Raw genomic sequence first — 16,211 nt, forward strand, 5'->3', positions numbered from 1 at the left:
CCGCTTCGTCAATACCGAACCGGCAGTGCGGGCGAGACCATTGGTCTCGGTGGAATTTGAGTATCAAGTGACTGGAACATAGGGGGCGCTGTGGCTTTGACGGATTTCAAGGCATTCACGTTCGATTGCTACGGAACTCTCATTGACTGGGAGTCCGGCATAGCATCGGGTTTGTCGGAGCTGGCTTCTCGAGCGACAGTACCGCTCGCACGGGATGAAATCCTTGAGGCCCACGCTCGCCATGAAGCGCATCAGCAGATGGTTACGCCATCTATGCCGTACGACCGGCTGCTTCAAGTCGTCTTCAAGCGGCTTGCCGAAGAGTGGAACGCGTCTTACAAGTGGGACGAAGCAGTGGCGTACGGTGCATCAATCGGCGACTGGCCCGCTTTCCCGGACTCTGCCAGCACGCTGCAATATCTGAAGAAATATTTCAGACTGATTGTCGTGTCGAATGTGGACAACCGCAGCTTTCGAGCGACCAACGAAAAGCTCGCTGTCGACTTCGACGCCATCGTGACAGCGGAAGATGTTGGCTCATACAAGCCGTCGCGGAACAACTTCGAGTATCTGTTTGCGACGCTGTCGGCGATGGGCATCGCGAAGGACGATACACTGCATGTTGCGGATAGCGTTTATCACGACCATGAACCAGCAAGTGAAATGCATCTCCGCTCATGCTGGATTCAACGACGTTATGAACAGCGCGGGTCTGGTGCGAACATGAAATACTCTGTCGAGCCACCGGTTGACTACAAGTTTACTAGCATGGCGCAGCTGGTAAAGGCGCACCACGAAGACCTGGCTCGCGGCTAGTACAGCCGCTTTCGATTGACATTCCAGCCAATTCGAAGACGCACGATATGCGACAAAAGCTTGACCGGACCGACATCAAAATCCTTGCCGAACTGCAGAAGAACGGCAACATGACGAACGCAAATCTCGCAACTTCTGTCGGTTTGTCTGCGAGTCCATGCTTGCAGCGCGTGAAGCGCCTCGAAGCGGCCGGCATCATTTCGGGCTACGGAGCCCATCTGAATCTAGCAAAGCTGACTAGCACGGTGACGGTTTTTACCGAAATCATGCTCCATGACCACCGTCGCGAGGACTTCACGCGCTTCGAAGCAAATCTGCGCGACTTTGAAGAAATCACGGAGTGCCATCTGGTCAGCGGTGGATATGATTACTTGCTGAAATCGATTGTCAGAAACATAGGGCATTACCAGGAAGTCATCGAAAAACTCGTTGACCGGAATATCGGAATCGAGAAGTACTTCAGCTACATCGTCATCCGTTCACCCTTCGTCAAGCAATCGGTGCCGCTCGACAAGCTGTTATCCGAAGACGACTAACGGAGCAGACGACGAATGACGACCGTACGGTATGTATGCACGACGACCGGTCGCACGCTTGTCGGTAAGCTCGACGAAGATGCGGTCTGGTTCGACGTGAATCATGTTGCTCATCTGTTTGGCATCAAGTCCGAGCGAGCGGCAAAGCTCTTGTGGCAAGTTGGTGTTACCCGCGATATCAACGCTGACAAAGACTTACGATGGTCCGGCGATGACCGGTGCCTGTTGAATCACAGGGCCGTGATGTCCTTGGGTTACCACGTAGACTTTGGGCGGACAACGGCTTTCAGGAACTGGTGCGCCTCATCCCTAGACGGGTTGCGTCACTGAGCCAGGTTTCACGCCCAGTTGCCACAACCGCGCGTATTTGGAATTGCCACCTGAGGCGCTTGCTTCTTTTCCCCTCCGTACGAAACCTCCAATCGATGGAACGTGCTTTCCTACGTTTCGTCGATTGGTGCCAAAAATACTTGGGTGAATACTGACCTCTGCCAATGCAGAAGGAATTCGTATCGGTCCCTTGCGACAGCCCAGGTTGCTTGCAGCTTTCGACGATACATTCCATCGCGGCGCGCACATTCTTCAGCCGGTCAGAGGGGACAAATGAAAAAGGAAGTTTTTGGTTTAGCAGTACTGTTTTGTACTGCGAATAGTATGGCTCAAAGCTCAACGACACTTTATGGCGTGGTCGATGATAGCTTTTCATTCACGAACAACCAGGCAGGAACGCACAACTACCAGATGGTTAATGGCGGACGAGGAAGCAGTAAATGGGGCTTTCGAACAGTTGAGGACCTGGGCGGCGGATTGAGCGCGGTAGCGGTGCTCGAAAACGGGTTTGATATCAACACGGGAAAGTTTGGAAATGGCGGACGCCTGTTTGGACGTCAATCTTACGTAGCGTTAAACGGTCCATTCGGCAGCATCCGGCTGGGGCGCCAGTATGACCTCATCGCCGACTCCCTTATGCCGCTTGCTTCCTCCCTGCAGTTCGGCGGCGTCCTCACGACTCGGGCGGGAGACGTAGACAACGTTTGGGGGGATTACTCGGTCAGTAACACCATCAAGTACTACACGCCTGTATTCGCAGGCTTAAAATTCGGCGCTCTTTTGAGCCTTGGGGGTGTGGCCGGAAACTTCTCGCAGGGCCGCGGCGAGGGGTTGAGCCTGACCTACACAGGCGGTCCAGTTACGGCGGCAGCGGCTTTGCTTCGACTGAATAATCCGGCGACCTCGCTCTACGACACGACGGCGACCCCGGTTGCGGGCACGACGTTCACGAATCCGATTACGAACCCGACTTTCAGCGGTTACGTGTCGGCACACACTCTACAGATTGCGGGCGGCGGTGCGAACGTTTCAGTTGGTAACGCAGTCTTAGGCGTGCTCTACACGAACACACGCTTCGAGGATGTGGTGCCTACCAGTTCCACGCCCTTCTCCGGTACAGCCACATTCAACAGCATCGAGGCCAATGCTACCTACAGAATCACACCCGCGGTTATGGTCGGCGCAGCCTACAACTATACGAAGGCAGAGTCGGCGAAATATAGTCAGGTGAACCTCGGTGCGGAGTATGACCTGTCAAAGCGGACCGTGCTCTATACCATCGCGGCGTGGGAACACGCCATCGGAACGGACTCGACCGGGAAGCCCGCAGTTGCTGCGCTAGCATTTGTGACGCCATCGAGCACCGACAATCAGGTTGTTGTACGGGTCGGCATCCGCCACTCGTTCTAAGCCGAAGAAAAGAGGCCATCATCCGGTGAGGACGATGGCCTCTCTGCATTGACATTAAGACTTAGTCGAGACCACCCTGGCAGATGTATTTGATGGAAAGGTAGTCCTCGAGGCCATACTTCGAACCTTCTCGGCCGTAGCCCGATTCCTTCACACCCCCGAACGGTGCGGCTTCACTTGCAACCGCTCCTTCGTTCAACCCGACCACGCCGGCTTGCAGGGCGCGTGACACACGTTCGGCGCGTCGCATATTCTGCGTGTAGAAATACGCTGCAAGGCCGAACGGCGTGTCGTTGGACAGGCGAATAGCGTCGTCTTCAGACTCGAAGCGATACAACGGCGCTACAGGGCCGAAGGTCTCTTCGCATGTGACGAGCATCTCGTTAGTCGCATGCGCGAGCACAGTCGGAGCATAGTAATTTGGGCCCATTTCCGTCAGGCGCTTGCCGCCGGTCAGGACCTTCGCCCCTTTCGACACCGCATCATTGACATGGCGGTCAATCTTGTCGATGGCCTTCGCGTTAATCATTGGCCCGATTTGCGCTTGCGGGTCGGTGGCGGGAGCAACTTTCAATGCGCCCACTCGTGCAGCAAGCAGTTCCGCGAACTTGTCGAACACGCCGGCCTGCACGTAAACGCGGTTCGGACAAACACAGGTCTGGCCGCCATTGCGGAATTTCGCGGCCATGAGACCGACCACTGCGGCGTCCAGGTCGGCATCGTCGAAGACGATGAATGGAGCGTTGCCGCCCAACTCGAGCGAGAGCTTCTTCAATGTACCGGCCGACTCGCGGGCCAAATATTTGCCGACAGCCGTGGAGCCGGTGAAAGTAATTTTGCGGACCCGGTCGTCAGCAAGCCAGTCGCCGACGGCTTCGATACCTTGCTCACGGGAGGCACTTAGCATATTAAGTACGCCGGGGGGAACGCCGGCCTCCTGGGCAAGCGCCGCGAGCGCGAGCGCCGTCAGCGGCGTGTCTTCCGCCGGCTTGCCGACCACCGTGCATCCGGCGGCCAATGCCGGAGCTATTTTTCGCGCAATCATCGCGAGCGGGAAGTTCCATGGGGTGATTGCTGCAACGATGCCCACCGGCTCTTTGATGGCACGCATCTGCTTGCCCCGTTGCTGCTGCGGAATCAGGTCGCCGTAGATGCGAGTCGCCTCATCGGCGAACCATGCGACGTATGACGCCCCGTAAGCGACTTCGCCTTTGGCTTCAGCCAAAGGCTTACCTTGCTCCATCGACATGATTGTCGCGAGGTCATCAGTATTCGCGAGAATCAGTGCATGCCAGCGTTTAAGTATTTCCGCGCGCTCGCGAGGCAGACGGTCACGCCATGCATCCGCCGCTCTCGCTGCCGCATCGGTTGCAGCGCGCGCGTCCGCTTTGCTGCTGTTCGCGACTTCAGCGATGATGCCGCCGGTGGCGGGGTTAGCGACTGAGTAGTGCGCTCCGTTCACGGCTTCGGCCCATTCGCCACCAATCAGATTCTGCCGGCGCAGAAGCTCTTCACGTTTCAGTTTCAGTTCCATGCTTAATACCTTCGAAAGATGCGTTTGTCGTTCCCTGTCCAATCTGACCGGGACGGCCTTAACCTTTAATCGCGCCGCGCACATCAGCGCTTTCGAGTACGTCATCGAGCGTTTTACGAACACGCTCCACCATCATGCTGACCTCCTCGCTTGTGTAGCAGAGCGCCGGAGCAAAGCCGAGGATGTTGTCGCCAAATGCGCGGAAAATAATTTTATTGCGAGCGGCCGCGTCGAAGATTCTGTCTGCGAGATGCAGTGCCGGGTCGAAGCGAGCTCGCGTGGATTTATCTGCCACCAGTTCCACTGCGCCTAAAAGGCCAACGTGTCTTGAGTCGCCGACTAGCGGATGGTCGAGCAAGCTGTCCAGACCTTGTGCGAACTTTGGTGCCTGAGCTTGGCCATTCGCCAGAAGGCCGCCCTCCGTGTAAAGGCGCAGCACTTCGAGACCGACAGCTGCGCTTACCGGGTGCGCGGAGTATGTTTGGCCGTGGCCAACCGCTTCTCCAGCCTTGCTGCCATCAGCGATGCCTTGATAGACAGCGTCAGACATCAGCACGGCACCCATGGGGGCGTAGCCTGCAGTCAATCCTTTCGCAATGGTCATGAGGTCCGGCTCTACCGCCTCGGCTTCGCATGCGAACATGGGGCCCGTTCGGCCAAAGGCAGTAATCACCTCGTCGGCGACGAACAAAATATCGAGACGTCGGCACGCGTCACGCATCGCCCTCAGCCATCCCTTCGGCGGCACGATGACGCCGCCCGAACCTTGAACAGGCTCGCAGAAGAATGCAGCGACGTTGTCGGCACCAAGCGTGGCGACCTTGTCCTCAAGTGCTTTCACCGAATTCGCAATGATGGCCTGCGCATCGTTGGGCGTCTCGCTCCGATAGGGATACGGCGAAGGGATGTGATGCTGTGTCGGAAGCGGCACATCGAAATTGCGGTGAAAGCTCGCGATAGCAGTCAGGCCAGAGCCAACAGATGACGAGCCGTGATAGCCACGTTCCAGAGCAATGAAGTGCTTCTTGCTCGGCCGACCAATGGCGTTGTAGTAATGCGTGATGAAGCGCAGTGCGGAATCGACAGCGTCCGAACCGCCCAACGAGAAGTAGACGTGCTGCAGGTTTTTCGGCGAGAGTTCAACAAGCCGTTCCGCGAGTTCAATAGCAGGTTGGGAGCCGAAGTGGAAGTAGCCGGTTGCATAAGGCAACTTTGCCATCTGCTCTGCCGCGACCTTTACGATGCTTTCGTGCCCGTAGCCGGTATTCACGCACCAGAGCCCCGCGAACGCATCCAGCAGTTCGTTGCCCTGCGCGTCGTAAAGCCATGCTCCCTTGCCGCGCTCCAGTACCGTTGCCCCGCGCTTTTCGTGTGCACGGTAGTTGGCGACAGGGTGGATGAGATGTTTGCGGTCGGAATCAATAAGCGATGCTAGAGACATTTCACAATCCTCGATAGGGTTTTGCCTATCCTTAGAGTATCCGGAGCATGCGGCATATGGTTTTGCTCAGCATGCTCCGGTGATGGCTTATCCGACCGAGTTGGAACTCAGCGCGGCATTTTCTGCTGTGACGCTAGGCCGTCGGGACCAGGTCGTCGGAGAACAGCGGTGCGGTCAGCGCGGTCAACAGTCGAATTTCCTCGGTGATGGCGCTTTCGGGAACGACTTCCGCGCACATGAATGCAAAAGCGCCGACGGTGCGCTTGCAGACAACAACGGGGATATTGACGAGTGTTGTCGTACCGAGAGATTTGAGCAGCTTTTGGTCCGGGAAGTAGTGCTCGAGGTCGGCGTCACTGTTCGCAACGAGGACTTCACCACGTTCAAGTACTTTTCGTGCCCAATCCGAGCCTGACAGCTGCTTCCAGCCGCCAACCGGGTACGAGCTTGGCACCGTCGAGTAAATGCGCCGAACGGCACCGAGCTCCTTCGGGGCCTCCGGCTTCGGACGGGAGACCAGCGCAGTCGCTTGCACAAATGGGAGTTTCGGCTTGATGACCTCGAGCCATGCCCGAATCGCTTCGTCTCGGGAGGTGCCCTGACGAATCGCGGTCTGACCTCGGACAAGCGTTGGCGCCGAGTCACTGACATTCGCACTCGTTGCAGCATTGCTGGTTCGAGAAAGGAACAATGTGGAAGCGCCGACAGCGGCAAGACTGGCGAAATCTCTACGATTCATACGGTTTCCTCCTGTTTGGATGTTTTGGTCCGGCGAGATGCCGGATTTCTCTTTGCTCTGCCATCGAGCCACTGCGCGAGGTGAATCGCAGAGCGTCCCGTGGTGTTCCGAATCTGTGAGCGACAACTGAACCCGTCGCTCACCAGCACTGCGTTCTCATCGAGCGGCTGAATCTTGGGGACAAGCTCAGACTCAGCGACCGAGCGTGCAACTCCCGCAGTTTTCGTGTGATAGCCGAAGGCTCCGGCCATACCGCAACAGCCTGTTTGCAGTACCGCTCCCGATTGAGCTGCCTTGCCTACCAGTCGTGACTCTGCTTGAATTCCCCCGCAGGCTTTTTGATGACAGTGCCCGTGGACGTAGACGCTTTCATCCAGCTTCGGTACGTCAAAGCCTTCAGATTCTAGGTATTCGGCTAGTGTCTTTACCGACGCGGCTAGTGCCGCCGCCTTGTCGTCGCTCGGGAACAGTGAGCGGAGTTCGTCCCGGAATACGGAGAGACAACTCGGCTCGAGCACAACCACGGGTAGTCCCAAGGCGATGACGTCCTTAAGCTGCGCCATGATGTCCACAAGGTTGCGCTTGGCGTGGTCAAGCATCCCGGCGTCGTAGTAAGGGCGTCCGCAGCAAATCTGCTTGCTCATGAGACTTACTTCGACGCCGTAAGACTGCAGGACACGGACGGAGGCTTCGAGAACGTCAGGTGAGAACCCACTGTTGAAGGTGTCGGTCCAGAGCAGGACGGTTTTTGATTGAGCATAGTTAGCATCCAGCTTGCTTGCGCTCAACAGGCCCTTGCAGGTTTCACCGTTGCGAAACGCTGTTGCGGCAACAGCTGGAAACTTCACGTGCGACGCCAGTCCGAACTTCTCGGCAACCGCTCGGAACGGCCGCATTTTCATCGCGGTGTTGACCAATCCGCTGACTCGAGTGGCGATTGGCAGCCATGTCCCAATGTGACCAATCATTGTGTCCATCAGCGGGCGGTTCGCCTTCTGATAGTGCTCGTACAAGAACTGACTTTTGTACTTGGCCAGGTCAACGTGGGTTGGGCAGTCGCTGCGGCAGCCCTTGCATGCCAAACAGTTGTCGAGTGAATCCTTGACGTCCTTATTGTCCCAACCGTCAGTGATGACCTCGCCCTTGAGCATTTCGAAGAGCAGGCGACTGCGTCCGCGCGTCGAATACTTCTCTTCGCGCGTCGCGCGATAGCTCGGGCACATTGTTCCACCCTCCAAAGACCGGCACTTGCCCATGCCGATGCATCGTTCAGTGGCACGAGAAAACGTATCGGGACTCTGCAGGTTGCCGAACGAGAAATGGCTGGGCACCTCTACTCGCCGGTACGTCGGTCCAAGGCGGAGATTCTCATCGACAGGCATCGCGTCGATGAGCTTGCCGGGATTCATGCGGTTCTTTGAGTCCCAGATGGTCTTGAACTCACGAAACGCGTTCATGAGTTCCGGCGAGTACATCAACGAGAGCATTTCGCCCTTGGCCTGTCCATCGCCGTGCTCACCCGAGAGCGAGCCTTCATACTTGACGACGAGCTTTGCAGCTTCCTCAAGGAAGTTGCGCCATGTGTGAATGCCTTGGCTATTGCGAAGGTCGAAGTTGATGCGCGAGTGAATGCAGCCATCTCCGAAGTGACCGTACATGTTGGTCGTGTACCCATAGCGCTCGACCAGCGCGGAGAACTCACGCAAATATGCGCCTAGTAGGCGAGGTTCGACGGCCGCGTCTTCCCAGCCGACAACGGGGTCCGGCTTCGATGGGTCGTCGCCGATGGAGGTAGCTGACGCACCGGTTTCCCGAATGGACCATAGACGCTTCATCATTGCCGCATCCGAAACCACTCGTGCATTCGGGCGACCGGGCAACGAGTCGGCCAGGTCTGCAGCCGCTTGCGCCCGCTTCAATGACGATTCGAGATTGTCGGTGCCGAACTCAACCATGAGCCACGCATTGCCATCCGGCAATTCGGCGATGTCATCAAGCGCCAGCCCGCGCTCGCGCAAACCCCCGACGATGCCGGTGTCGAGCCCTTCCATTGCGATGGGCTCAAGGGGAAGTAGCTGCGGAACGCAGTCGGCCGCATCAAAGATGGTTGGAAAGCCGAAGACGGTGACGACTCGTGCAGTAGGGTTACGAACGAGGGTCGTCGTTGCTCTCAAGACGGAGACGCAGGTGCCCTCGGAACCAACGAGCGCGCGTGCAATGTTGAAGCCGTTTTCTGGCAATAGTTGGTCGAGGCTATAGCCCGAGACGCGCCGTTTGAGCTTGGGAAAACCAGCTCGAATATCGTCAGCGTGGCGGTCCACCAAGTCGCGGAGCGCTTGAACAATCTCGGCGCGTCTACCGCCTGCGGCCAGATGAGCGAGATACGTTTCTTCGTCGGTCGGCCCAACCCAGAACCGTTCCCCATCGTACGTCAGGATTTCCATTGCCTCGATGTTTTCGGCTGTCTTTCCAGCCATCACCGAGTGTGCGCCGCACGAGTTGTTGCCTACCATACCACCAATCGTGCATCGGCTATGCGTGGCAGGGTCCGGACCAAACGTGAGCCCTTGTAAAGCCGCGGTGCTCTTCAGCTGGTCACAGATGACACCCGGCTGAACCAGGGCCGTGCGCTTCTCGGCGTCGAGCTGCTCGATTCGAGTCAGATGGCGAGAAGTATCGATAATCACCGCGACATTTACGGACTGTCCGCACATCGACGTACCTGCGCCACGCGTCAACACCGGTACATCCGCCTCATGACATGCACGCATGATGTTGACGATGTCTTCGACTGTTCGCGGAAGGACGACGCCAATCGGAACCTGCCGATAATTGGACGCTTCGGAAGCGTAAGCCGCTCGAGAGCCCGCATCGAACCGGACCTCTGCATCTGTCGTATCAGCGAGCTGGCGCTGCAGAGCGAGAAGTAAGTTGAGGTCTGGGCGTGCGGGGGACGAGTTCGAAGTCATGGGGTCGCGAAAACTGGAAAAAGCGACGAGGCGGCAGGTCCGCGCGGACCCGCGCGGTTGCCAAGAAGCCTCGGGTCATTCCAAATTACAACGCGACAGAATGCTGAAGTCTTCCTACTTAAAGTAGGAAGAAGCGGGTCAATCTTCGCGAAGCCGGTACAGTGCCATCGCGACCTGAACCTGGAACCGGATTTTCGGGTCTTCTAGGTTGACGTTCAGGAATTGCTCGATTCGCTCGAGGCGATAACGCATCGTGCTGATATGTATGCCCAGTGAGCGAGCCGCATTGACTAACTGAAATCCCTCGTCGGCGAGAGCGCAGAGCGTCTCCAGTAGCGACTCGCCGCGTGGTCGTGACACTAGCGGCGTAACCAAACGCTCAATGAGCATGTCACGCGCGTTCGCGTCACCAAGAAGAGCGCGAGGAAACAGAATCTCGTCGAATCTGTGCAGTCTTCCTGGTCGTAGGGTTGGGAGCAACGCGTCGACATCCTTCGAGCCGGTCGCCATACCTTCAATGCCGGAGTGGATGCGACTGATTGCCATCGCTGCGCGCTGGTCAGTGACTTTTTCCCACAGTGCCTCAGGCGACGCTTCCGCAGGGAGGATGATTCTGATTTGGTTTAACCATATCGCGAGCAATTCGGGGTGCCCAGTGCTTCGCAGCTGATGCTTCAGCGACTGGACCCAGCGTTCGCGACGGTCCAGCCCCTCAGGCGTGAGTGGTATTGGCTCATCGAGAAGCACCAGACAGATGTGATACTGATTGGTCTGACTCCACCCACACACCCGTGCGCGCTCCAGAGCGCTTGGCGTGGCCGAGAATTCACCATCCAGTAAGCCGGCCACAAGTGCATAGCCCAAGCGGTCTTCTTGCTGAGCTAACTGCTGCTGATGCATAAGGTGAAGAGCCGCGACGACGCTTGCATGCTCCATGGCTCGAACGTCGAGTTCATCAACCTCTGCCCCCTCAAGGTCAAGCCAAAGGACAGCAACCAAAGAATCGTGGAGACGGACGGATATACGGAGGCGATAGCCGTCTTGGCCCGGGTAAACAAATCTTATGCGCGTCGGTCGCTGGGAAGCAGCGGCGTCGACGGGCGAACCCGACAGCGAGCCGACGAACTGGTTTTCCAGAGATTGAACGACTGCTTCGTCGGCGGAGGTGCCTAGAATCTCACCGGAAAGATTCGTGAACGTTACCTCGCGACCAACGAGCTTGCGTAGCGTGCTTGCGATGTCGTTCAAGCTTGTCGCGGTGACGACAGCATTGGTCAACGCACGATGCAATTGCTCCGAGCGCTCAATAATCTCTGCCTGAAGATAGATAATCTTTGCGAGTATCTCGTGAGTAACCTCACTGAATTGCACATCCCAGGGCAACTCGAGAAGAGGAAAGCCAACACTGCGCGCCTCCTCGATTGCTTCTGCTGGAAAGTGGTCTCGAAAGTGAGGAACGGCCAACACGACGCCGGCGAGGCCCACTTTATTCAGGTCGCGGACTAACCGCCGTGACTCTTCCGCGTCATTGGGCCAGTTATAGCCGGTCGTGAGCAACAGTTCACCTGGCTTGACCCAGTTGACGATATCCGGGTGGTCCACCATATGAACCCACGTGATATCGCGCCGCAGGTTTTCTTCTCCAGCAACTACTGCTGCTTGGCGTAAAACAGTTTCTCGAATGGCGGTGTCAAGCTTCATAGCGGCGAATAGTTTCGCCGCGGCATCTGCTAGACACCGCGGCTGCGATTAAACCTCTTTGGGCTGGCGATAGCCGAACAGGACGCCGAGCAAGCTGAACGCTGCGGCGAAGATGACGTAAAGCGCCGGTGCCATGGGTGTTCCAGTCGTGCTGATGAGCCACGTCAGGATGAGCGATGCGAAGCCGCCGAACGTCATGACCGCGAGATTGTAGGCAACTGACAGACCCGTCGAAAGCACCTTCGTGGGAAACGTCTCCGAAAGCGCGGCGAGGATGGGACCGGTGTAGATTGCGATAAGCACGCCAAACACGCCTTGAAACACGCACAGCGTCGCGACTGACGGCGACTTAACAATCATTGCAAACAGCGGCCAGGCCAGAACAAGCATTGCGGCCGACGCACCACCCAAGAGCCACTTACGGCCAACCTTGTCCGAATACCAGCCAGTGAATGGGGAGCAGACGGTGATGACGCCACCACCTACCATCGCTGCAATGAACGACGCGGACTGGGGCAGCTTCAAGACTTTCACCGAGAAAGTCGGCATATAGAACAGAATCACATAGATACATACCGTCCAGAGGACGACCATCGCAAAACTTGCGAACGCTTGCCAGGGATAGTGACGAAGAACGTCAGTCAGCGGGGTCTTCGACTTTTCGGAATGGAGGAACACCGGCGTTTCGTCCAGGTTGCGACGAATGAAGAAGCCAATGGGTCCGATGAGCAATCCCGACAGGAAAGGAATACGCCAGCCCCAACTTTCCATGTCCGCAGTCGACAGACCCAGCGTAATGCCGGTACCGAAGCAAGCACCGAGCAGCACGGCGAAACCGATGCTGGTTTGAATCCAGCTCGAGTAATACGCCTTCTTACCTTTGGGAGCGTGTTCAGTCAGGAACGCCGTCGCCGTTCCCATTTCGCCGCCAGCGGAGAAGCCCTGCAACAGGCGGGCAAGAACAATCAGACAGGGTGCAGCCATGCCAATCTGAGAATAGGTCGGAGCGAGCCCGATGAGTGCCGTACCAGCGCACATCAACAGAATGGTCAGTGACAACGCCGCCTTGCGGCCAGCGCGGTCGGAATAGATGCCGATGAGAATGCCGCCGAAGGGGCGTACCAGGAAACCTACACCGAATGTCGCAACCGAGAGCATCAACGATGTCAGGTCATTTCCCGTCGGGAAGAACAGCTTTCCGATGGTGATGGCGAAGAACCCATACACCATGAAGTCGAACCACTCAAAGCCGTTGCCCAGGACGGTTGCCACGATGGCGCGCCGGCGTACTGCTTTATCGTCTATGTAATTTCCTGCCAGATTCACTGTGTTCATCTCCGCTCCCGATACGTGCCTTATGGCCCTTTCAATGGTCGGTTTGGCCCCGCTCAGGAACCAGCCGTATCCCATTGAACTCAGCCAGAAATCGCATAACTACCCACGTTTTGTAGGAACGACAGCCTTCAGATTAGTACACAAAGTACAAATTGCGCTATAAAAAATGAATTTATCCCGCCAAATTACTATGTTTAGTAGGTATTCGCGGATTTTCTGGATTCCTACTATTGCCTCCATCCTTCAGGAGGTGTTTTGATGAACAAGGAACTCGACAAGAACCAGAGCGCCGCTGCGCTTCGGCAGACCTACGTTGCACGTGGAGTGGCGACTGCACATCCCATCGTCGCGACCCGCGCTGCAGGGGCGTATCTGTGGGATGACAGCGGCCGTAAGTACCTCGACTTTGTCGGCGGTATTGGTGTTCTGAATGTCGGCCACAATCATCCGGCTGTCGTCGCAGCCGTTCAGCAACAGCTTGAATCGTTCTCGCACGTTTGCTTTCAGGTCGTCGGATACGAGCCCTACATTCGACTTGCCTCTCGCTTGTCCGAACTGGTTGCTCCCGGCAAAGGTTATAAGTCGGTCTTTCTGACCACCGGCGCCGAGGCGGTTGAGAATGCAATCAAGATTGCCCGCGGCTACACTAACCGCCCCGGTGTGATTGCCTTCCGCGGCGGTTTTCATGGCCGCACGCTGTTGGGCATGTCGCTGACGGGCATGAGCGCTCCCTACAAGCAAAACTTCGGACCGTTCGCTCCCGATGTCTACCATGCACCGTATCCGAACGCATACCATGGCATCAACGCTGACGACGCGCTGAAAGCATTGCAGACCATCTTCAGCACGCAAATTCAGGCTGACCGCGTGGCCGCAATCATTCTCGAGCCCGTCCAGGGCGACGGCGGGTTCCTCGCGGCACCGGCCGAGTTTATGCAGGCACTGCGCGAGTTGACTTCCAAGCACGGCATCGTCCTGATTTGTGACGAAATCCAGACCGGCTTCGGGCGGACCGGCAAGATGTTCGGCTTCCAGCACTCGCGCATCCAGCCTGACCTCGTCACGGTCGCGAAGAGCCTCGCGGGCGGTTTGCCCATCTCTGGCGTGGTCGGTCGCCCCGAAATCGTCGATGCACCGCAGCCGGGTGGACTCGGTGGCACGTATGGCGGCAACCCCCTTGGCTGTGCAGCGGCCAACGCCGTGCTCGACATCTTCGAGCAAGAAAATTTGCTGGAGCGGAGTGTCATGATTGGTGAGCAACTCCGAGTCGGCCTCGAGGAACTCAAGTCCACGCATTCGGAGATGGGCGAAATCCGTCAGACCGGCGCGATGGTGGCAGTAGAGTTCGTCTCCGACGCTCAAGCCAAGACGCCGGACGGCGCTCTCGTTCAGCGCATCCTTGATGCGGCGCGCGAAGAAGGCTTGCTCATCATCAAGTGCGGGGTCGAGCGTAACGTCGTTCGTTTCCTCGCGCCGCTAACCGTGTCTGACCAAGACGTATCCGACGCACTCCAAATGTTCGGTCGCGCTGTGGAGTCTGCGAAGCGGGCCGGCTAGGATGGAGACTAGCCAACAGGGAACAGAAACCGTGAAGCTGTGGGATGCTCGTGTCGCTGGAGCGCTGCATAGCAGCAAGCGGTCTTTCTCTGTTTCCAGTCCTGTGACCGGGCACGTCGTCGCCAATGTTGTCTCGTGTGGACGTGAGCAGGTCCTTCTCGCTATCGAGGGAGCCTGTTTGGCTTCGCACCATTGGCGGCGTATCGACTCGGGTCGCAGGACGTCCATTCTGCAACGCTGGGGCGACCTGATTTCTCGTGACGCGGAGTTGCTGAGTTCAACCGTGACCCTTGAAACGGGAAAGCCTCTGAGGGAGGCTCGGGCTGAAGTCTCGGAAGCCATTGCATACGCAGGGCGCTGCTCAGAAGTATCGCGCTTCGCCGACACTGTGACATGCACCGGACAGCTTGGCGGCCCGCAGACTTTCAGTCGCGTTGAGGGTATTGGTACCGTCCTCGCGGTCACGACATGGTGCCAGCCCGTACTCAACATTGTTCGTCGAGCAGCCCTAGCGCTGGCCTCCGGCTGCCAACTAATCGTCAAACCTTCATCGCGCGCGCCTCTGGCTGCGTTGATGCTCGCAGATTTGTGGTCGGAAGCGGGCGGCCCCATGGGGACGTTCCAGGTGTTGCCATCCGAGGACCCGCTCACGGTCGTTGGAACGTGCTTGCGAGACCCGCGAATCAGGCTGCTGGCGTTCACTGGTAGCAATGAAGTCGGCCAACATCTCGCCAGGCAGTGCATCGAAACCGGGACGGCAATTATCAGGGACGTCGACGGACTTCGGCCAATCGTCGTTTTGCCGGACGCCGATTTGACGAGAGCGGCGGACGCAATTATCTCTTGCAGCTTCTTGCGGAATTCGGGGCAAGATTGCACGAGTGCGAATACGTTGTTCGTCCATGAGGACGTCGCCGAACGACTTCTGGGCATGCTTAGGGCCAAGGTTCAAAGACTGCGCCAAGGCGACCCACGGGACCCTGAGGTCCAGATGGGGCCCCTTGTCGACAGCGTCGCGCTGACGTTGCTGCGAGAGCAAATTGAAGATGCCGTCGACAGTGGTGCGCAACTCGTCGTCGGTGGAGGCAAGGGCGAAGGGCTCCGCATCGTCCCAGCAATCTTGGACAGGGTGCGCCCGGAAATGGCCGTCGCGACGGGTGAGCACCGCGGCCCCGTTCTGCCGACGATTCGTTTCGCTGACCGGGAGAGGTTCCTTGTCTCCCCGATTGCTGCGACCAAAGGAACGACGGCCTGGGTATGGAGTGCCGACCTCGCACAAGCAGCAGAGGTGGCAGAGGAGCTCAGCTATGACCGCGTCTGGATAAACGACGTGGGACACGCGATGCTCGACCACACCGGCCTGATGTTTGGTCGAGGGTCCCCGTGGCTGCAAGCATTCGAGAATTCACCCTACCTGAAGGCGACCCACCACACATTCGGTTATCTGGGTCGATTGAACTAACGGGACGCAAAGATGAATGAAGTATCGCCGTACGAAGCATTCAACCTCATTGATATCCGGGCCGGAAGGATTGAGCGTGTCGAAATAAACGCGGAGGCGAAGAAGCCCGCATACAAAATCTGGATTGACTTCGGCGAGCTCGGAGTATTGGGCACCAGCGCGCAATACACCACGCTCTACCAACTCGACCAGTTGATTGGCGAAACCGTAGTTTGCGCGACAAATCTCGGGGCTCGGCGCATTGCCGGGTTCAAATCGGAGGTTCTGATGCTTGGGGTTGCGCGGAAAGATGGAGCTGTAGTCTATTTGAAGCCCGAGCGCCCAGTATCACCCGGGACAAAGGTTTTCTAACGGACGACGAGATTCCGCAGGGGAAGATGG

At 57.5% G+C, this 16,211-nt stretch carries 12 protein-coding genes; 6 read left to right on the forward strand and 6 right to left on the reverse strand.

Annotated elements, in window-relative coordinates; all coding sequences use genetic code 11:
• Window positions 1-90 precede the first annotated feature (90 nt).
• The 3 genes from GH665_RS36110 to GH665_RS36120 all read left to right on the forward strand — a co-directional run bounded on the left by GH665_RS36110 (window position 91) and on the right by GH665_RS36120 (window position 3,092).
• Entirely contained in the window at window positions 91-816 is a 726-nt protein-coding gene (locus tag GH665_RS36110; RefSeq protein WP_153141820.1) for a haloacid dehalogenase type II, read from the forward strand.
• 47 nt (window positions 817-863) lie between these two features.
• Window positions 864-1,352, forward strand: a complete 489-nt coding sequence (locus GH665_RS36115) for an Lrp/AsnC family transcriptional regulator (protein ID WP_153141821.1) — start codon at window positions 864-866, stop codon at window positions 1,350-1,352.
• Between the two features lie 603 nt (window positions 1,353-1,955).
• On the forward strand, window positions 1,956-3,092 hold the full coding sequence (locus GH665_RS36120) for a porin (RefSeq protein ID WP_153141822.1): 1,137 nt from the start codon (window positions 1,956-1,958) through the stop codon (window positions 3,090-3,092).
• A gap of 61 nt (window positions 3,093-3,153) precedes the next feature.
• Here the strand turns inward: GH665_RS36120 and GH665_RS36125 are convergent, their stop codons facing one another.
• The 6 genes from GH665_RS36125 to GH665_RS36150 all read right to left on the reverse strand — a co-directional run bounded on the left by GH665_RS36125 (window position 3,154) and on the right by GH665_RS36150 (window position 12,811).
• Window positions 3,154-4,626, reverse strand: coding sequence for an NAD-dependent succinate-semialdehyde dehydrogenase (locus GH665_RS36125; RefSeq protein ID WP_153141823.1), 1,473 nt, complete (start codon window positions 4,624-4,626; stop codon window positions 3,154-3,156).
• A 58-nt stretch (window positions 4,627-4,684) separates the two neighbouring features.
• Window positions 4,685-6,067, reverse strand: coding sequence for an aspartate aminotransferase family protein (locus GH665_RS36130; protein WP_153141824.1), 1,383 nt, complete (start codon window positions 6,065-6,067; stop codon window positions 4,685-4,687).
• A 133-nt stretch (window positions 6,068-6,200) separates the two neighbouring features.
• Window positions 6,201-6,806, reverse strand: a complete 606-nt coding sequence (locus GH665_RS36135) for a hypothetical protein (protein ID WP_153141825.1) — start codon at window positions 6,804-6,806, stop codon at window positions 6,201-6,203.
• Window positions 6,803-9,775 carry an FAD-binding and (Fe-S)-binding domain-containing protein gene (locus GH665_RS36140; protein WP_153141826.1) on the reverse strand — a complete coding sequence of 991 codons (2,973 nt, stop codon included), beginning with the start codon at window positions 9,773-9,775 and terminating at the stop codon, window positions 6,803-6,805. The genes GH665_RS36135 and GH665_RS36140 overlap by 4 nt, the downstream gene beginning before the upstream one ends.
• A gap of 138 nt (window positions 9,776-9,913) precedes the next feature.
• On the reverse strand, window positions 9,914-11,476 hold the full coding sequence (locus GH665_RS36145; RefSeq protein ID WP_153141827.1) for a PucR family transcriptional regulator: 1,563 nt from the start codon (window positions 11,474-11,476) through the stop codon (window positions 9,914-9,916).
• A gap of 48 nt (window positions 11,477-11,524) precedes the next feature.
• The gene (locus GH665_RS36150) at window positions 11,525-12,811 is read right to left on the reverse strand and encodes an MFS transporter (RefSeq protein ID WP_153141828.1); all 1,287 of its coding nucleotides are present in this window, start codon (window positions 12,809-12,811) and stop codon (window positions 11,525-11,527) included.
• Window positions 12,812-13,069: 258 nt separating this feature from the next.
• On the opposite strand from GH665_RS36150, the gene gabT reads away from it, so the two are divergent.
• From gabT to GH665_RS36165, 3 genes are read left to right on the forward strand one after another with little or no spacing between them, the layout of a single operon-like run.
• Window positions 13,070-14,368: a 4-aminobutyrate--2-oxoglutarate transaminase gene (gabT, locus tag GH665_RS36155; RefSeq protein WP_153141829.1), complete on the forward strand. Its 1,299-nt coding sequence runs from the start codon at window positions 13,070-13,072 to the stop codon at window positions 14,366-14,368.
• 1 nt (window position 14,369) lies between these two features.
• Window positions 14,370-15,830, forward strand: a complete 1,461-nt coding sequence (locus tag GH665_RS36160; protein ID WP_153141830.1) for an aldehyde dehydrogenase family protein — start codon at window positions 14,370-14,372, stop codon at window positions 15,828-15,830.
• 12 nt (window positions 15,831-15,842) lie between these two features.
• Complete coding sequence (locus tag GH665_RS36165; protein ID WP_153141831.1) at window positions 15,843-16,181, forward strand: tRNA-binding protein; 339 nt, start codon at window positions 15,843-15,845, stop codon at window positions 16,179-16,181.
• The last annotated feature ends 30 nt before the right edge of the window (window positions 16,182-16,211 follow it).

It is taken from the genome of Paraburkholderia agricolaris, assembly GCF_009455635.1.
GTDB classification, from domain to species: Bacteria; Pseudomonadota; Gammaproteobacteria; order Burkholderiales; family Burkholderiaceae; genus Paraburkholderia; species Paraburkholderia agricolaris.